The organism is Streptococcus sp. A11 (assembly GCF_043674225.1).
GTDB classification, from domain to species: Bacteria; Bacillota; Bacilli; order Lactobacillales; family Streptococcaceae; genus Streptococcus; species Streptococcus suis_V.
The window spans coordinates 32,037-49,823 of record NZ_JBIMJS010000010.1; the positions used below are offsets into that span (position 1 = coordinate 32,037).

A 17,787-nucleotide genomic window follows, 5' to 3' on the forward strand; every position below is an offset into this window, starting at 1 on the left:
ATCTCTCCTTATTTTTTATTTCATTTATATCAACTCTTCCACTTCATAGATTGTATCATCCAGCACCTCTTGGTACCGTTCCAAGTCATAGGCCACAGAGGTCTCCACCTCCGCCAACTGCTGATCCAGCTGGATGTTCACCTCTTCTACTCCGTCCAAATCCAAGAGGTGATTGGTCACGTGTTTGACACAGTTTTGGCACGATAAGTTTTTCAATTTCAAAGTTTGCTTCATGTTTTTTCTCCTTTTTTATACTCAATGAAAATCAGGTTCCGACTAGGCGACGCAGATGCAGATAGAACTGAAGTTCATCAAGTCAAGTCAACAACGTCTGAGGTTGATTTTCGAAGAGTATGATGATGCCCACAGGTACATTGACCTGCCAAGCATTGACAGGCGATTCGCTCAGGTGCAGTCTTTTGTAGTTGGGCTATTTTACTAGCTAGTTGTTCAAGGCTTTTTTGGGAAAATGTCCCTGTGTCTAGCAAGTTTTCAACTAACTGCCCCTGTTTTGTGGAACAGATGGTAGCTAGTAAGAGTTCCACCTGCGCCTGCAAATGTTCTTCCTCACTGATCAGCGGATAATAGTGATACTTGCTAGTTTCCTTAGCCATTCTCAGATAGTTTTTCTTCCGTAGCCGCCCCAAGAGTGTCTTAATGGTCGTCGCCTGCCAGTCAAAGCCTTCCTGCAAGGCCTGAATAATTTCCTGAGAAGTCGCACCAGGATGGGCCCACAGAACCCGCATGACCTGCCACTCCGCAGCAGAAATCATCTGCTCCATAAACTCACCTCCCGACAGTCATTTTCTAACATTAGTTTACATCTGTAGTCAAAAAATGTCAAGAAGAAAGACTGAACACCTTGCCCAGTCTTCTCATTTTTCTTAGTGAGCCAGCATTTCCTGACCAATTTCCAAACCAGTCAAACCAACTGGATAGTAGGTCGGCCAGTTTTCCAATTCTTCCAATAGTTTTTCTTGGCTCTCTCCACCAAAATAGATATGGAAATGACCTGTCTTAACAGGTGCGATATTGTGGTCGCTGAATTGTACATACTTGTAGTCGCCAGCATCGGCATCCGTTGCTTCAAATAAGAAACGAACACCACGGTTACCTTTTTTATAAGTCAAAATTTCATAACCCACGTACTTATAAGTATACTTGTAAGACTTGTCTCCCACTACAAACTCCATAGTATTGTCAGTAATGTTGATTTGATCAACGTCTGTCTTGTAACCTGTGTCGTAGTATGCCTTATACTCTTCAGCTGTCATATCACCTTTAATTTTCGCCTTGTAATCCCAAACTTGATTAAGCGTACCATCAAGCAAATATGGGTAAACAGACTGCCACTCCCCGGCATAATCTGACAAAGTGCGGTCTTTAACAGCAGCATCTTCAAAGTAGCCATTGTAAACCGTCTGAGCCGTCTCAGCACCCTCTTCTGGCAAGATTTCCACTCCTGCTTGACTGGTTGTTTTTTCCAAAGCCGCCAAGTTTGCTTCCATGATGGAAATATAATCCTCACCACTATCCATAGCTTCTGTCGTTACACTCTCAAGCGTATCCAAAACATCCAGTTCCACGCCAGTTTCTTTTGCCAAGGTTTCCGCTACTGCTGAAGACGCATTCTCTTCAAAATAGATATACTTGATGCCATAGGTCTTGATATACTCGGTCAATTCCGCCAAACGAGTTGCCGTAGGCTCTTGGTCTGCAGAGACACCTGTGATCGACACTTGGTGCAAACCATAATCCAAAGCCAAATAGGCAAAGGCAGTATGCTGGGTGACAAAATATTTTTGCTTAGCAGCTGACAAGGTTTCTGTATATTGAGAATGCAGAGCTTCTAACTTTTCAATGTAAGCAGCTGCATTTTCTTCAAAAACAGCTTTTTTATCAGGGTACTGGGCAATCAACCCATCCCGAATGGTTTCCACCAAGGTAATGGAACGTTCAGGTGACAACCATACGTGTGGGTCATAGGCGTGTTCGTGGTCTTCCCCTTCTTCGTGGTCATGTTCTTCTTCCTCACTACCAGGCAAGAGCAACATTCCCTCCGTCGCCTTGATAACACCGACCGCTTCAGTATCAATACTGTCTAAAACATCTGGCACCCAGGTTTCCATATTTTCATTTTCATAGACAAAGGTATCCGCTTCTTGAATCAAAGCGATATCTTTAGCAGACGGCTCAAAGTCATGAACTTCTGTTCCCGCTTCAATCAAAAGATCAACGGTTCCTTCCTCACCCACAACCTGCTTAGTAAACTCATATACTGGATAAAAAGTCGTCACAATGTTCAACTCATCATCCTGAGAAGCTGTGCTATTGCCGCAGGCCGACAAGGCTAAGAACGATAAACCCAAACCTAAAAGAGCTAATTTTTTCATAATTCCTCCTATTTTTTAAACTTGGTAACTAGATTCACCAATAAGAAAATACTAATAAAAATCAATGTAATGCTGGCACTTGCAGGTGTTTCAGCATAGTAAGATGTCAACAAACCAGTGACCATTCCAAAGAAGCCAATCAACATCCCGAACACAATCACCGACTTGAAATTTTTCCCAAGACGAAGCGCAATGGCTGCAGGCAAGACCATGATGGTCGATACCAAGAGGGCACCAGCCGCAGGAATCATCAGGGCAATGGCGACACCTGTCACCACATTAAATGCAATCGACATGGCACGTACTGGTAAACCGTCCACAAAAGCCGTATCCTCATCAAAAGTCAAGATATACATAGGACGTAGGAAGAGAAGGGTCGACAAGATAACCGCAACTGCAATGCCAAACAAAGCCCAGACCTGTTCCTGGCTAATAGTGACAATCGATCCAAATAGGTATTGATCTAAACTCAAACTCGACTTACCGCCAGACTTATTCATAACAATAAGGGAAATAGCCAGACCTGTAGACATCAAAATAGCCGTACCGATTTCCATAAAGTTTTTATAGATCGTACGCAAGTATTCAAGAAAGACTGCTGCAACAATCACAACAAGTAAGGTGGACACAGTCGGAGAAATCCCCAAAACCAAACCAAACGCCACACCTGCTAAGGAAACGTGACTAAGGGTATCTGACATCAAACTCTGTCTTCTGAGAATGAGAAAAACACCCAGGATTGGCGAAAACAAACTCATGGCAATAATTGCCAAAAAAGCCCGCTGCATGAAATCATACTGGAAAATAGACAGATCAAACATGGCCTACCTCCTCGTCGGGTTCGTGGACGTTGAAACAACGCCATGGTGACGCTTGGTCCCGCACCAGATGGATGTTACGGTCCGCATACTTGCTAAGCTCATCTGGATCATGGGTAATCATGAGGACTGACTTGCCGTGTTTCTTGGCCGCATGGTGCATAAGGCGGTAAAAATCGTCCTTGGTCCCACTATCCATTCCAGTGGTTGGCTCATCTAAGATGAAAATATCCGGATCAGATGCAAACATCCGAGCAATGACAGCCCGTTGCTTTTGTCCACCGCTCAGTGACCCCAGTTTTTTATCTCGATGCTCCCACATACCAACCGAATCCAAACTCTTCTTCACATGTTCCTCATCGTGAGCCGTCAACCGTCTAAACCACCCCTGTCTTGGATATCGACCAGAACGAACAAATTCTAAAACAGTACTTGGAAAACCAGCATTAAAGCTAGCAATCTGCTGCGGCAGATAAGCCATACGTAACTTTTTCCCCTTGGTGCTTTTTTCAGAAATAGTCACCTGACCAATTTTTGGTTTCAAAATCCCCAGGGTCGCCTTGATCAAGGTAGACTTGGCAGCCCCATTTTCACCCGTCAAGGTCACAAACTCCCCACTATCCAAGTGATAATGGATGTGCTCTAGGACCGGCTCCTTGTCATAATAGAAGGACAAATCCTCCACTGTGATGTATCTCATTATTTTTTAATCTTCTCCACTAAATCCTGCATAAATCGACCAATCAATTCTTGCTCATCAGTCGTGTAACCCTTTAGCAAGTCCTCGTAAGCCTCTAATGTGTGGACATGATGGTGGGCATGCTCCGCCGCAATGGGACGAGCCAGGTCCGTTAGACTAAAGCGAACAACACGGCCATCCTTGCTATCCCGCACTGCCTCCAAGAGGCCTTGCGCAACCAAAGACTTGGTGGCCTTAGTCACTGCAGCCTGACTGATATTGAGCTGCTTGGCAATCTCAGTATTGGTATAAGCATTCTTTTCAATCAACATAAGGATATGCTCCTGGGTATTGGTCAACTTGACCGAGCTCTGGCAATTACCAACTAGAATCTCCAGTTGATTTTCCGAACTCAGGACAATCTCATGCAAACATTTTTCAATTTCTAACGCAATCGGATTCATTTTATTTCCTTAACCTTTTAATTAACTCGTTAAGTATATCATATAAAAAAAGAAAAAACAAGAAAATGAGTCATATTTTCAGAAAAAGGCAAACCTCTGACTAAGAGCAGTTTGGACATAGGGCAACCAAGGTCCGTACCAACCTATGCCGTAAGGTATTTTTCTATTCAAATAGCAAAACAGGCACAACTGGCAACCTCGCACAGACATACCGAGATATTTACAAGATTCACTTTCTCAGCTTTAAGAGAAATACCAGAGGGGCAAAGAGATAGAGGGACGGGAAGGCGATTTTTTCTGCCAAGGCATTTTTAGGTATCTTTTCATACAAATCATCCGTGATAAACGAAAAGGCCAGCCAACAGAGAAATAAGTAGATGGCACCTAGAAAATTAGGCCAAGTAGGCAGACCATCCCAAAGTAAACTTAGGCCAACCCCAAACAACATCCCACCGACGACAAAGGCCAAAAAATCAAATTTCAAAGATTTCATAACAGCTCCTTTTGTTTATAGTATAACACAAAACAGCCCCTCGGCGAAGGGCTGCTTTGATAATCCGTTTAACTTATAGACTGGACACATATTCGTAGATAATGTGATAAGTCTGTTCTACGTTAGGAGCGAGAATAATGGAATCAAAATGTTCATGGTGAACTGCATCAGGAAGATTTTGCGGTTCAATTGCAATTCCTTCGTGAATGATACCCGCTTTTCCATCGTCACGCGCAAATGAAACTCCTTCTGTCAGCGAGTTCATGGTGTAGATAACTACCCCTTGACGCTCAGAATATACATTTAGCTGATCTCCACTCTCTCTATCACGCAAAACAACTATGGGCTGGTTCTCTGCTTGGTTGACAACAAATGCATCATCAAAGCCTACACTCTGCTCAATTGCTCGACTAAGATTAGTTAACTTTCTAAAATCGAATGGCGTATTATCGACCGGCAGAAATTGACCGGAGGGAATCAATTCGTCATCAGTCTCCAAAACATAATCTGCAGCAACCATCAATTCGTGTGTCTGTAGGTTTTGATAACGACTCAAATTAAAGTAGGGGTGGGTTGTAGGATTGAAAACTGTTGACTTAGTAGCATTTGCCCCTGAAAACTCAAATATAACCTGATTCTCATTTGTCAAACAAACAGCTACCGTTACATCCATATCAGCTGGAAATCCGTCATGTGCCTCTGTTATACTGTGTGAGAAAACCACCGTCACCCTATCCTCATCCTCGATTACTTGGTAATCCCAGTGTAGTTGATGAAAACCTTCTGGACCTCCGTGTAAGCAATTTTGATGATTATTTATTGGTAACTGGTAACTATTTCCACCTAGAATAAGCTCTCCTTTTGCAATACGACCGGCAACTCGTCCGATTGTTTGACCTGCAAAAAGATCATTTCGGTAATAGTCACTTGGCACATCAAAACCCAACAAAAGATTTTTATAAGAACCATCTGGTTGCGGAACTAAAAATTCTTGCCAAGTGGCCCCTAAAGTCAGAAAACTAACCACAAGACCATTCTTATTCTGTAGCCGAACCTGTGTGACTTCCTTATCATCTATCATCTCTAGTATTTTTGTTGTAACTGTCATCCTTGTCTCCTTAACAACTTAGAAAGCTACTTTATCAACACATACTCAAGCCCTACTAATTTAGCCCAATCAATAACCTGATCAGAGGTCGCATTCAACGAAACAACTGTATGGTGGCCTCCCCCAGCCTCAATCCAAGCTTTTACACCATCTTGGAAATTAGGTTTTACCTCCCAAAGTACACGTGCAACTGGTAAATGTGGAGCTAGCTCTGTTGGCTCAAACGCACTTACTTCATTGATAAGTAATTTGAAGTGTGTTCCAAAATCTGCTACTGATACGACGACACCTTCTCCCGCTTTTCCATCAAATACAAGACGAGCTGGATCTGCTTTTCCCCCAATTCCTAATGGAGAGACAAGTATTTTTGGTTTGTCTTTGGCCAGTGTAGGATCGACTTCAAGCATGTGAGATTGTAGGACAGATTCCTTACCGATAGCAAGTTCGTAAGTATAGTCTTCCATAAAACCAGTATTCTGATTATGTGCCATCACTTTCATAAAACGATCAAGGGCAGCAGTCTTCCAATCACCTTCCCCTGCAAAACCATAACCTTGCGCCATTAATCGTTGAACAGCTAAACCTGGCAACTGTTTCATGCCGTGCAAATCTTCAAAATTATCAGAGAAGGCCGTGTAGCCACCAGCATCAAGGAACCGTTTCAGTGCAATCTCATATTTAGCTTGTTCCTTCACGTGCTCTTCCCAGATTGCAACATCATAGTCACCATAGTCAAAGTCGTAAAGCTCCTTGTAATCTGCAAAGAGAGTATCTACCTCTTCATCAGTTACTTGATCAATTACTTCAACTAAATCACCTATTCCATAGTAATCAACAGTCCAACCTAACTGAATTTGTGCCTCAATCTTGTCACCATCAGTAACAGCAACATTACGCATGTTGTCCCCAAAACGAGCCACTTTTATATTAAACCCTTCATTGTAGGCAACTGCCACGTCCATCCATTGACCAATTTGGCTTTGAATAGATTCATTTTGCCAATAACCAACAACTACTTTGTTATTTTTCTTAAGACGAGCATTGATAAAACCATACTCTCTATCCCCATGAGCTGATTGATTGAGGTTCATAAAATCCATATCAATCGTCGACCACGGAATAGACTCATTATATTGGGTTGCTAAATGTAAGAGTGGTTTTTGTAACAATTTAGTGCCACGAATCCACATCTTAGCTGGCGAGAAAGTATGCATCCAAGTTACAACACCAGCGATCTCGTCTCGGTAATTAATTTCTTTCATCAACTTGGTAATAACATCAGCAGAAACAGCTAATTCTTCTTGAAATACTAATGGGTAAGGGAGTCGGCCACTTGCATTCAGACGATCTACCATCTCTCTCGCATGTTTTTTGACTTCCTCAAGCGTTTCTTCACCATATAAATGTTGTGATCCAACCACAAACCAAAATTCTTTTTTTGTTTCTAACATAATATAGCTCCTTTTAAATAGAAATTAATTCTGACCATAGTAAGCATTCTTACCATGTTTTCTTAAATAGTGTTTGTCTAAAATATATTGAGGCAACTCTGGTGCAAATGGATTTAGAAAACGAGTAATAGCATTCATTCGACAAACTTCTTCCAAAACCACGGCGTGCATAACAGCATCTTCTGCATTTTTTCCCCAAGTAAAAGGTCCATGTCCTTGGAGTAGAATACCTGGAACAGAGACTGGATCTAATCCGCGTTTTGTAAATGTCTCAACGATTACATTCCCTGTCTCATGTTCATAACCAGCATCAAGCTCTTCTTTCGTCAAAAATCGGGCACACGGAACTGTCCCGTAAAACGTATCTGCATGAGTTGTCCCCATTGCTGGCACATCTAGCCCAGATTGTGCCCAAGAAGCTGCCCAAGGCGAATGCGTGTGAACAACACCGCCTATTTCAGAATATGTCTTATATAATACTGCATGAGTTGGCATATCTGATGACGGACGAAGGTTGCCGTCAATTACATTACCATCAAAATCACAAACAACCATGTCATCAGCAGTCATCACATCATAATCAACACCTGACGGTTTAATAACAAAGAGACCGGATGCTCGATCAACTTGACTAACATTCCCCCAAGTATATTGAATTAAGTTACGTTTTGGCAATTCCAAATTTGCTTGGTATACAACTTTCTTTAGTTCTTCTAACATAGTATCTCCTTAAACTCTCTCGACTGCCACCTTTTCAATAGCTAGTCCTTTTTTATAATTTGCTAGAAATACCTTAAATCCCTCACTATCTTCTGAATTCGGCTCAATCGTCTCAACAGGAGCATCTACAAATACAATTTCTTCCAGATAGCTACTTAATGGTTGTTCAGTAGCATAATTCAAATAATCAGCCAAGAGTGCAATGCCCCAAGCACCTCCTTCTCCAGCCGTATCCATGACCGATACCGGTGTTTGAATAGCTGCAGCTAATAAACTTTGGGCAACTTGTGGAGTTTTAAAAATACCACCATGCCCTAAGATACTATCAATCTGAATTTGCTCTTCATCTACCAAAATTTCCATTCCAATTGCCAGGGTTGAAAATGCCGATAAAATATGACTCCGCATTAAGTTCGGTACTGAAAATCTACTTTCAGGAGTACGCACCAAGAGCGGCCTACCTTCGTTTATATTGGTGATACTTTCCCCAGAATAATAGCCATAGGATAACAAGCCACCACAATCTTTTTCACCCGATAAAGCCGCATTGAAAAGCAATGGGTAAATATCTGAACTGCTAATTGATTGACCAGACAAAACTGAAAACTCCTGAAATAGTTTGACCCAAGCATTTATGTCTGAACTGCAATTGTTCGCGTGTACCATTGCAACTGTATCACCAACCGGAGTTGTAACAATATCTATCTCTGAATGTCGGTGTTGCAAAGCGCGCTCTAAAACAATCATTGCAAAAATAGACGTTCCAGCTGAGACATTGCCTGTCCGTTGCGATACACTGTTTGTGGCTACCATTCCAGTTCCTGCATCCCCTTCTGGCGGACAGAGACGAGCTCCTGATTTTAACTGACCTGTTGGATCTAAACGATTAGCTCCTTCTGGCGTTAATACTCCAGCTAAACTTCCTGCCGGCAAAACCGCTGGTAAAATAGATCTTAAATTCCAAGAAAAATCATACTCCTTAATCAAGCTATCAAATGACGCAAGGAAATTTTCCTTATAATATCCAGTATCAGAGTCAATAGGGAACATGCCCGACGCATCTCCAACTCCCAAAACTTTTTGACCGGTCAACTGCCAATGAATGTATCCGGCTAAAGTGGTCAAAAATGAAATATTTGGTACATGTTCTTCCTTATTCAAAACCGCCTGATAAAGATGTGCTATGCTCCAACGTTCAGGAATGTTAAAATCGAACAGTTGGCTCAATTCTTCAGCAGCCTGTCCTGTAATTGTATTGCGCCATGTGCGAAAAGGGACTAATAGCTGATCTTTTTCATCAAAAGCCATATAGCCATGCATCATCGCACTAATACCGATTTGACCAATTTGGGTTAGATGAATACCATACTTAGATTGCACTTCCTCAACTAGCTGACGATAGGCAGACTGCAGACCAGTCCACACAGCATCCAATGAGTAGGTCCAAACACCATCTACCAATTGATTCTCCCAATCATAACTGCCCGAGACTATTGTTTGTTGATGACTATCAATTAAAATGGCCTTAATTCGTGTCGATCCAAATTCAATTCCTAAGGATGTACGTCCTTGAACTATGTCATCCATAATATGATGCATCTCATTTCCTCCTTTTTCTTACAGATACTCAATTACCACACTATCTAAACTTTATTGACTCTATAATTTATTATTAGAATTAAAAATTAAAAGTCATCATTAACCCGTCCAAAACTGGATTGATGATAACTTTCAAAATTCACAATCTGTAGGAGAATTTCCCTCCAATAATCAAGAAATGAATGGAAGCTATCACTACTTTTTCTTCTTAAGCGACTTTTTCATATCATATGCCGTATACGCGGTATAGACAATGACAAAAAGAAGTGATAGATAAAAAATAATATTCAATACTGTGAAGACAGCCTGCCCAGCCTGGAGAGTCTCATAGATACTTTGGACCAACCAAACGAAGCACACAAGTGCAGTCAAACCATACAGACGACACTTTGAAATATCATTTAATTCTTTGCCCATTTTCATTCCTCTTTTCAAAAAATATTAGTGTTTACGACGTTTTGAATAAATATCAATGGCTACTGCAAGCAACAGTACTAATCCTTTAATTGTTTGAATCAATGCCGAATCAACACCCATGATAGATAACCCTTGGTTAATAACCCCAATCACAGCTGCACCGACAACTACACCTGGAACTGTACCGATACCACCCGTTACTGCAGTACCACCAACAAAACAGGAGGCAATTGCATCCATTTCAAAGGAGTTACCTGTTGCTGCGGACGCCGAACTCAAGCGCGAAAGCATTGCAATAGCTGCAATCGCTGACAAGAATCCCATATGAACATACAACAGGAAATCTACTCGCTTAGTATTGATACCGGATAACATCGCAGCACGACGATTGCCTCCGACTGCATATACATGACGACCAAATACAGTTTTTGTCAAAATAAAGTTATATAGGGCAACCAAAACTCCGACAATGACTAACATGATAGGAATCCCACCTTGAACTGCATTACCAGAAGTTGCAAACAAATATGTTAATGCTCCTATGATAACTGCCGCTATCCCAATTTTAGTATAGGTAGCAGATAATGGTTCGACATCTAAACCTACTAAAAAGGCTTTCTTACGACTACGAAATTGACTATATGCAAAAAACAAAATCAATAGTAAACCAACTACTACTGTCAAACCATCAAATGGTCCCCAGAATCCTAAAACATTCGGAAGATAGTTTGCCGCAATGGCATTGAAAGATGAATCGTTTACTGGAATAGATGCATTAATCATGGTTGTTGCTAGACCACGAAATACTAACATTCCTGCTAACGTCGTGATGAAGCCTGGGATGCCAACATAAGCGACCCAAAATCCTTGCCAAATACCAATCAATAAGCCAATTAAAATACCAATAATAATTGATAAGAACCAATTAACATGCATATCTTGCATCAGCAACGCAACACATCCACCAATAAAACCAACTAGAGACCCTACTGATAAGTCGATATGAGTCGCGATAATGACCATTACCATACCAATAGCCAAGATAACAACATAAGCATTTTGTTGGATTAATTGCACAACTGTATTAGGCTGTAATAGTAATCCTCCTGTCAAAAATTGAAAGACTGCTATGATGACAATCAAGGCGCCGACAATCCCGTATTGACGACTATTTGCTAATAGTGACTCAAATAAGCCTTTTTCTTTTTGATTAGCTGATTTCACAGCTGTATTTGTTTGTGTACTCATTTTACGCATCCACCTTCGATTTTTCTTTTGTCATCCCTTTCATGAGATACTCTTGCGAGAATTTCTCTTTAGGCACATCTTCTGTGACAACACCTTGGCTTACTGTATAAATGCGATCACATATACCAATCAATTCAGGGAGCTCCGAAGAAATAACAATAATCGCTTTCCCTTCATTAGCCAATTTGTCGATGATTTCATAAATTTCATATTTTGCACCAACGTCAATTCCTCGTGTTGGTTCATCTAAAATCAAAATATCTGGATTTGAAATGACCCATTTGGCCAATACCACTTTTTGCTGATTCCCACCAGATAAATTTGAGACCTGCTCCTCAATAGAGGGAGTTTTTATATGAAATTCTTTCCGATAACGTTCAGCAACAACACGCTCAACATTTGAGTCCATAACGCCGTTTTTAGAATGTTCCCGTAGAGCAGCTAGCGAGGCATTCTCTCGAATACTTTGCAAAAGATTCAATCCGTAACCTTTCCTATCCTCTGTTGCATAGGCTAGTCCGGCAGCTATTGCTTTTTGAACAGTAGAAGTATCCGTCTCTTTTCCACGAATAAAAACTTTTCCAGAAATATTTGAACCATAGGATTGTCCAAAAATACTCATCGCTAACTCAGTTCGACCTGCCCCCATCAAACCTGCAATACCAACTATTTCTCCAGAACGTACTTCAATATTGGCATGATCAACTACGACACGTTGTTGATCTAATGGATGGTGAACTGTCCAATCCTCAATTCTCAAAATTTCATCACCTGGATGTGACTCATGTTCAGGATACAAATTGGTTAATTCACGTCCAACCATTGCTGCAATCAATCGATCTTGATTTAACGGTTCTTCTTCGGAGTTCGGCATATATCCAACTGTAGATCCATCACGAATAATAGTAACATTATCAGTGATCTCTTTAATCTCATTCAACTTGTGTGAGATAATAACAGATGTTACCCCTTGATTGTCACGTAAATCTCTAAGAATATCCAACAGATGAGCCGAATCTTCATCGTTCAACGCTGCTGTCGGTTCATCCAAAACTAATAACTTAACATTTTTGGATAGTGCTTTTGCAATTTCAACAAGTTGCTGTTTACCGACACCAATATCCATAATTTTGGTTTCTGGACTTTCCATCAATCCCACACGCCCCATAACTTTAATTGCATCCGAGCGTGTGCGCATCCAGTCTATCACCCCATTGTGTTGTTTTTCATTACCCATAAAAATATTTTCCGCAATAGACAGAAATGGGCTTAAAGCAAGCTCTTGTTGAATAACAACAATCCCTAACTCCTCCGAGTCAGAAATCTTTTTAAACTTACACTCTTTTCCATCATACAAAATCTTACCAGAATATGTCCCATGTGGGTAAACTCCCGAAAGTACATTCATTAGGGTGGATTTTCCAGCACCATTTTCCCCACAAATTCCATGAATTTCCCCACGTTTGATATTCAAATTTACATTAGACAGTGCTTTCACGGGACCAAATGTTTTGGTAATATCCTGCATCTGTAAAATCATTTCAGATTCATGCATACTATCTCCTTACTCATTCTATTCTATACTTTAGCTTTTCTGACAAATATTCTCTGCAAGGATATTTAAAATACCGGGCTAGTTCGCAATCCCAATCACAAACTAGCCCAACCTCTATGGTTTTATTCAATAATTGGAGCCTTAATATCTTTTTGATATTGGTCCTCAGTTATAAATCCTGTTTCCACTACATAATCGAGACCTTTTTGATCACCGGTAGGTTCTTTAACTAGCTCATCGGATTGCATCAACCATGTTGGCACATCCTTTTTGCCATTATTCATCGGTTTTTTATCAGAAGACGGTGTCTTCCCTTCTGAAATCTCTTTGATAAGAGTTGTAGTTTGTTTAGCGAGAAGTGAAACATCTTTAAAAACTGTTTGTTCTTGTGCACCATAGTAAATGTTTGTTATCGCAATATCCATACCATCTTGTCCTGTAATAATTGGCCAAGCAGATTTATTTGTTGGATTTTTTGCATCAAATGGAATAGACGGTGTCATATCTGGGCGGGCATTTTTGATTGATTTCATAACACCAAGCGAAATAGCATCATATGGTGAAAGAACAGCAGCCAGAGGTTGATCTCCTAATTTTGTCATAATTGCATCCATTTGTTTTTGAGCTTGAGATTGATCCCATGCATGGACAGATATTTTCTTCCAGTCTTCCACTGTAAAATCTTTTGTTACAATTCCAGATGGATCTACAAGTTGACCAGATTCAAAATACGGTTGGAGCAAGTCCCACGCTCCTTTGAAGAAGTACGGAGCATTGTTATCGTCATCAGATCCTGCAAATAACGCAATATTATAAGGTATATCTTTTCCTCCACCATTTTCTAAGTCCAACCTTCTGATAATCGTTTCAGCCTCCAAAATGCCCGTACGCTCCAGATCAAAAGTAACATAATAGTCAACCGCCTCAGTGTTCATGATAAGTCGGTCATAGGCAATAACCGTCGCACCACCGTCTTTCGCCTGCTGAACAGCTGGACCTACGGCTGTTCCATCTACAGAAGCCACAACCACAGCTTTCGCTCCAGCAGAAACTAAGTTATTAATATCTGTAGATTGTTGAGAAGGGGAGTTATTTGCATAAGCAAGTTTTGTTTTAAAACCAGCTGCTTCCAACTCTTTAACTAAGTTTCCACCATCGACATTCCAACGTTGATCAGCTTTCGTTGGCATCGAAATACCAATTAAATCTCCTTCTTGAAGAGCTCCTTCTGTGGTGCCTCCACCTCGTGTGGTTGAACTACACGCTGCTAAACCTGATAACAATGTAACTCCTGCGATCATAAATCCAGCTTTTTTTATTAACTTACTAATTTTCATTTTTGTAACACCTCTGTTTTTTCTGTATATAAGATATAGTTAGTCAAAATGTTAATTATGAGAACATTTTAATTTCTCCCTCACTTCTCCCTTCGTTAAGAATTTAATTATTAGAATATATTCTTCTTTGGTATGCGCTTACATTTAATATTATAACCTCTTCAAAAAATTTGTCAATACTTTTTTATTATTATTTTTATTTGTCTGCACAAAATTATGCAAATCTATTGAAAATTTGTACCAAATAATGTTATAATACAATAAATTAGTATAAAACAAGAGGTTCTTTATATGAAGCCTAAATATCAGATGATTGCTTCTGAAATCAGAGAAATGATTATTCACAAACAATTCGTTGAAGACCAACCATTACCTACAGAAATTGAATTGCAGAATACCTATAAAGTCAGTCGTCAAACAATTAGGAATGCACTGTCACTTCTAGTTTCCGAAGGATACCTATACAAAAAAAGAGGGTCTGGTACTTATATCAATACACAACGTTCTATACTCAATACACATAATACTCCAACTAAAACAATAGGAGTTATCACAACTTATATTTCAGACTATATCTTTCCGTCAATAATTCGTGGTATCGAAGAAGAATTGACGAAGCAAGGATATTCCCTAATATTATCTAGTACAAATAATAATGTTGAACAAGAACTTAAATGTCTTGAAAAAATGGTTACTCATAATGTAGATGGGCTTATTATTGAACCGACTAAAAGCAACTTGTACAACCCCAACATAGCAACTTATGTTACACTTAAAGAACTTGAAATTCCAATTCTGATGATCAATTCAACATACGAAGAATTAGAGGTTCCTTGCCTTCGAATTGATGATATAAAAATATGTTATGAGTCAACTAGTGAATTGATAAAAAATGGTCATAAAAACATCTTATTTATTACCAAAATTGATGACTTACAGGGTAAATATCGTATGAAAGGATTTATCAAGGCTTGTGAAGAAAACAAGTTAAATATAACCAATCATTCGATTATTACTTATACGACCGAAACTTCTGAGTCTATCTGTGAAATAGCTCTTAAGTCTATCCATGAAAATCCGGAAATAACTGGAATAGTTTGTTACAATGACGCTATTGCCAAAAAAATTATCGATATATTAATTAAAAATGGGTATTCCATTCCTAATGACCTTTCTATCGTAGGGCATGACAACTCGCATATCAACAATTTTGAGGAACTAACATTAACTACAATTGAACATCCTAAAGAATTACTTGGTATTGATGCAGCCAAAAGTATCATTTCAGCAATTGAGACCGGGAAACGACCAAAAGGAAAATTGTATCCTCCTCAGATTGTTAAAGGAAATACAGTGAAGCGCATACTACCTTAGCACTACAGTCTTGTACTCAAATTATGAGTAAACATAATTTAAAAGCACAATAGATAACAAACTGTTACTTATTGTGCTTTTTCATGTTTTCTGTCGATTCAAAAAAACAGCCCCGAAAACAAGGGCTGTTCCTAGTTAATCTGTTTTACAACTCATTAACCAATTTCACAACATTTTCTACTGTGAAGCCATAGTTGTCAATAACTGTTTGGGCTGGAGCGGATGCACCAAACGTATCGATACCAAGCACCTTACCGTCAAGGCCGACATACTTGTACCAGCCCTGAGTTGCACCCATTTCAATTGCCAAGCGACGACGAATGGCATTTGGAAGGATTTCTTCCTTGTAGGCAGCATCTTGTGCATCGAAGAGCTCAGTAGACGGTACAGAAACCACACGAACTTTAGTGCCTGCTGCTTCCAGTTCCTTAGCAGCTTTTACAGCCAAGTTCACTTCTGAACCAGATGCAAGAAGGATTGTATCAAAGCCTGCTGCTTCATAGACAACATAAGCCCCTTTTGCAACCTTATCAAAGTCTGTTCCTTCTTCAACTGTCAAGTTTTGACGAGTGAGAACAAGGGCTGATGGTGTTGATTTGCTGGTCAATGACAAGTACCAAGCCGCCTGTGTTTCACGCGCATCTGCTGGACGGAAAACGTTGAGGTTTGGCATTGCACGAAGACCAGCCAAATGCTCGATTGGTTCGTGGGTTGGTCCATCTTCACCAACTGCGATTGAGTCGTGGGTAAAGACGTAGGTCACTGGCAATCCTTGCAGAGCTGACAAGCGTACCGCCGCCTTGACGTAGTCTGAGAATACAAAGAATGTACCACCAAAGACACGAAGTCCACCATGAGCTGCCATACCGTTCAAGATCGTACCCATCGCAAATTCACGCACACCAAATTGGATGTTGCGATTGAGCGGATTTGCAGCATCTTGCAAGCCTTCGCCCTTGATGACGGTCATGTTTGAGTGAGCCAAGTCGGCTGAACCACCAAAGAAGTTTGGCAAAACAGCTGCTGCTGCGTTGATAGCGTCTTGTGATGAGTTACGAGTGGCTTGTGAAAATCCATTTTCATAAACTGGGAAGTCTTCTGGCTTGAGCTCTGCCAATTCACGGCCTTCCAAGATAGCTGTCACTTCATCTGCCAATTCTGGATAAGCAGCCTTGTAGTCTTCAACCAATTTAACCCAAGCGTCGTAAGCTGCTGCACCACGATCAGCCACATTTTCTTTGAAGTCAGCGTAGACTTCTTCTGGAATCTCAAATGGAGCATAGTTCCAATCCAAGGCCTTGCGAGTTGCTTCTGCTTCATCTGGTCCAAGTGGAGCACCATGAGCCGCATTGCTACCAGCCTTGTTTGGTGAACCATAACCAATCACTGTCTTGATTTCAATCAGAGATGGCTTTCCTGCTGTTTTTGCTTTTTCAATGGCCGCAAAAATCGCATCCACATCTGTACCATCGGTCACAAGGTCTGTATGCCAACCGTAGGCATCGTAGCGAGCACGGACATTTTCCGTAAAGGCATCCTTGGTCTCACCGTCCAAGTTAATATCGTTTGAATCGTAAAGAACGATGAGTTTTTCAAGCTTCTGAAGACCTGCGTATGACGCTGCCTCAGCTGAAACACCTTCCATGAGGTCGCCGTCTCCACAGATAACATAGGTATAGTGGTCAAAAATTGGGAAACCGTCGCGATTGTACTTAGCCGCCAAGTAACGCTCTGCCTGCGCAAAACCTGTTGCAGTTGAAATACCTTGTCCAAGCGGACCAGTTGTCGCATCGACACCTGCTGTATGACCGAATTCTGGGTGCCCTGGTGTTTTAGAACCCCATTGACGGAAATTCTTGATTTCATCTATTGTGACATCTTCAAATCCTGACAAATGAAGGAGGCCATAAAGAAGCATGGAGCCATGGCCAGCTGATAAGATGAAACGGTCGCGGTTAATCCAGTTTGGTTGCGCTGGATTGACACGAAGTTCCTTAGTAAAGAGGCTGTAAGCCATTGGGGCTGCACCCATAACGATGCCAGGGTGACCTGATTTCGATTTCTCAATGGCATCAATACCAAGGAAACGAATCGCATTGACTGAAAGATTTGACATGTTTTTCTCCTTTTA

General features: G+C 40.7%; 17 protein-coding genes. 1 reads left to right on the forward strand and 16 read right to left on the reverse strand.

The features are described 5' to 3' along the window. Positions 1-24 precede the first annotated feature (24 nt). The 15 genes from ACHBIF_RS06895 to ACHBIF_RS06965 form a co-directional block, all read right to left on the reverse strand. Positions 25-234: a cation transporter gene (locus tag ACHBIF_RS06895; protein ID WP_172020966.1), complete on the reverse strand. Its 210-nt coding sequence runs from the start codon at positions 232-234 to the stop codon at positions 25-27. Between the two features lie 77 nt (positions 235-311). Next, complete coding sequence (locus ACHBIF_RS06900; protein WP_172079886.1) at positions 312-782, reverse strand: CopY/TcrY family copper transport repressor; 471 nt, start codon at positions 780-782, stop codon at positions 312-314. A gap of 102 nt (positions 783-884) precedes the next feature. Continuing rightward, a complete protein-coding gene (locus ACHBIF_RS06905; protein WP_394719494.1) occupies positions 885-2,393 on the reverse strand; it encodes a zinc ABC transporter substrate-binding protein AdcA in 1,509 nt (502 codons plus the stop codon). Positions 2,394-2,401: 8 nt separating this feature from the next. Beyond that, a complete protein-coding gene (locus tag ACHBIF_RS06910) occupies positions 2,402-3,214 on the reverse strand; it encodes a metal ABC transporter permease (protein ID WP_394719496.1) in 813 nt (270 codons plus the stop codon). After that, positions 3,207-3,911: an ATP-binding cassette domain-containing protein gene (locus tag ACHBIF_RS06915; protein WP_172009769.1), complete on the reverse strand. Its 705-nt coding sequence runs from the start codon at positions 3,909-3,911 to the stop codon at positions 3,207-3,209. Before ACHBIF_RS06915 ends, ACHBIF_RS06910 begins: the two co-directional genes overlap by 8 nt. Continuing rightward, on the reverse strand, positions 3,911-4,354 hold the full coding sequence (locus ACHBIF_RS06920; RefSeq protein WP_125266202.1) for a zinc-dependent MarR family transcriptional regulator: 444 nt from the start codon (positions 4,352-4,354) through the stop codon (positions 3,911-3,913). The genes ACHBIF_RS06915 and ACHBIF_RS06920 overlap by 1 nt, the downstream gene beginning before the upstream one ends. A gap of 229 nt (positions 4,355-4,583) precedes the next feature. Further along, complete coding sequence (locus tag ACHBIF_RS06925; protein WP_394719499.1) at positions 4,584-4,847, reverse strand: hypothetical protein; 264 nt, start codon at positions 4,845-4,847, stop codon at positions 4,584-4,586. A gap of 73 nt (positions 4,848-4,920) precedes the next feature. Next, a complete protein-coding gene (locus tag ACHBIF_RS06930) occupies positions 4,921-5,955 on the reverse strand; it encodes an aldose epimerase family protein (protein ID WP_394719501.1) in 1,035 nt (344 codons plus the stop codon). A gap of 26 nt (positions 5,956-5,981) precedes the next feature. Next, complete coding sequence (gene araA / locus ACHBIF_RS06935; protein WP_394719503.1) at positions 5,982-7,406, reverse strand: L-arabinose isomerase; 1,425 nt, start codon at positions 7,404-7,406, stop codon at positions 5,982-5,984. A 24-nt stretch (positions 7,407-7,430) separates the two neighbouring features. Then, positions 7,431-8,126, reverse strand: coding sequence for an L-ribulose-5-phosphate 4-epimerase (locus tag ACHBIF_RS06940; RefSeq protein WP_318823935.1), 696 nt, complete (start codon positions 8,124-8,126; stop codon positions 7,431-7,433). Positions 8,127-8,135: 9 nt separating this feature from the next. After that, positions 8,136-9,725: an FGGY-family carbohydrate kinase gene (locus ACHBIF_RS06945; RefSeq protein ID WP_318823936.1), complete on the reverse strand. Its 1,590-nt coding sequence runs from the start codon at positions 9,723-9,725 to the stop codon at positions 8,136-8,138. 195 nt (positions 9,726-9,920) lie between these two features. Then, positions 9,921-10,142 carry a hypothetical protein gene (locus tag ACHBIF_RS06950; RefSeq protein WP_394719506.1) on the reverse strand — a complete coding sequence of 74 codons (222 nt, stop codon included), beginning with the start codon at positions 10,140-10,142 and terminating at the stop codon, positions 9,921-9,923. 24 nt (positions 10,143-10,166) lie between these two features. Further along, positions 10,167-11,390, reverse strand: a complete 1,224-nt coding sequence (mmsB, locus tag ACHBIF_RS06955) for a multiple monosaccharide ABC transporter permease (protein WP_318823937.1) — start codon at positions 11,388-11,390, stop codon at positions 10,167-10,169. Between the two features lies 1 nt (position 11,391). Beyond that, on the reverse strand, positions 11,392-12,945 hold the full coding sequence (locus ACHBIF_RS06960) for a sugar ABC transporter ATP-binding protein (RefSeq protein WP_318823938.1): 1,554 nt from the start codon (positions 12,943-12,945) through the stop codon (positions 11,392-11,394). 122 nt (positions 12,946-13,067) lie between these two features. Continuing rightward, on the reverse strand, positions 13,068-14,282 hold the full coding sequence (locus ACHBIF_RS06965; RefSeq protein WP_394719509.1) for a sugar-binding protein: 1,215 nt from the start codon (positions 14,280-14,282) through the stop codon (positions 13,068-13,070). A gap of 291 nt (positions 14,283-14,573) precedes the next feature. Here ACHBIF_RS06965 and ACHBIF_RS06970 point away from each other — a divergent pair, with 291 nt between their 5' ends. Continuing rightward, positions 14,574-15,656 (forward strand): GntR family transcriptional regulator, encoded by a 1,083-nt coding sequence (locus tag ACHBIF_RS06970; protein WP_318823940.1) that lies wholly within the window; start codon positions 14,574-14,576, stop codon positions 15,654-15,656. A 145-nt stretch (positions 15,657-15,801) separates the two neighbouring features. Here ACHBIF_RS06970 and tkt read toward each other — a convergent pair whose 3' ends face one another. Then, positions 15,802-17,772: a transketolase gene (gene tkt / locus ACHBIF_RS06975; protein ID WP_394719511.1), complete on the reverse strand. Its 1,971-nt coding sequence runs from the start codon at positions 17,770-17,772 to the stop codon at positions 15,802-15,804. Positions 17,773-17,787 lie beyond the last annotated feature (15 nt).

Excerpts from the sequence above, each read along its gene's own strand:
- ACHBIF_RS06895 (WP_172020966.1), bottom strand. The coding sequence starts at position 234 with ATGAAGCAAACTTTGAAATTGAAAAACTTATCGTGCCAAAACTGTGTC.
- ACHBIF_RS06920 (WP_125266202.1), bottom strand. The coding sequence starts at position 4,354 with ATGAATCCGATTGCGTTAGAAATTGAAAAATGTTTGCATGAGATTGTC.
- tkt (WP_394719511.1), bottom strand. The coding sequence starts at position 17,772 with ATGTCAAATCTTTCAGTCAATGCGATTCGTTTCCTTGGTATTGATGCC.
- mmsB (WP_318823937.1), bottom strand. The coding sequence starts at position 11,390 with ATGAGTACACAAACAAATACAGCTGTGAAATCAGCTAATCAAAAAGAA.
- ACHBIF_RS06960 (WP_318823938.1), bottom strand. The coding sequence starts at position 12,945 with ATGCATGAATCTGAAATGATTTTACAGATGCAGGATATTACCAAAACA.
- ACHBIF_RS06900 (WP_172079886.1), bottom strand. The coding sequence starts at position 782 with ATGGAGCAGATGATTTCTGCTGCGGAGTGGCAGGTCATGCGGGTTCTG.
- ACHBIF_RS06930 (WP_394719501.1), bottom strand. The coding sequence starts at position 5,955 with ATGACAGTTACAACAAAAATACTAGAGATGATAGATGATAAGGAAGTC.
- ACHBIF_RS06925 (WP_394719499.1), bottom strand. The coding sequence starts at position 4,847 with ATGAAATCTTTGAAATTTGATTTTTTGGCCTTTGTCGTCGGTGGGATG.
- ACHBIF_RS06945 (WP_318823936.1), bottom strand. The coding sequence starts at position 9,725 with ATGCATCATATTATGGATGACATAGTTCAAGGACGTACATCCTTAGGA.
- ACHBIF_RS06910 (WP_394719496.1), bottom strand. The coding sequence starts at position 3,214 with ATGTTTGATCTGTCTATTTTCCAGTATGATTTCATGCAGCGGGCTTTT.
- ACHBIF_RS06965 (WP_394719509.1), bottom strand. The coding sequence starts at position 14,282 with ATGAAAATTAGTAAGTTAATAAAAAAAGCTGGATTTATGATCGCAGGA.
- ACHBIF_RS06950 (WP_394719506.1), bottom strand. The coding sequence starts at position 10,142 with ATGGGCAAAGAATTAAATGATATTTCAAAGTGTCGTCTGTATGGTTTG.
- ACHBIF_RS06970 (WP_318823940.1), top strand. The coding sequence starts at position 14,574 with ATGAAGCCTAAATATCAGATGATTGCTTCTGAAATCAGAGAAATGATT.
- ACHBIF_RS06940 (WP_318823935.1), bottom strand. The coding sequence starts at position 8,126 with ATGTTAGAAGAACTAAAGAAAGTTGTATACCAAGCAAATTTGGAATTG.
- araA (WP_394719503.1), bottom strand. The coding sequence starts at position 7,406 with ATGTTAGAAACAAAAAAAGAATTTTGGTTTGTGGTTGGATCACAACAT.
- ACHBIF_RS06915 (WP_172009769.1), bottom strand. The coding sequence starts at position 3,911 with ATGAGATACATCACAGTGGAGGATTTGTCCTTCTATTATGACAAGGAG.
- ACHBIF_RS06905 (WP_394719494.1), bottom strand. The coding sequence starts at position 2,393 with ATGAAAAAATTAGCTCTTTTAGGTTTGGGTTTATCGTTCTTAGCCTTG.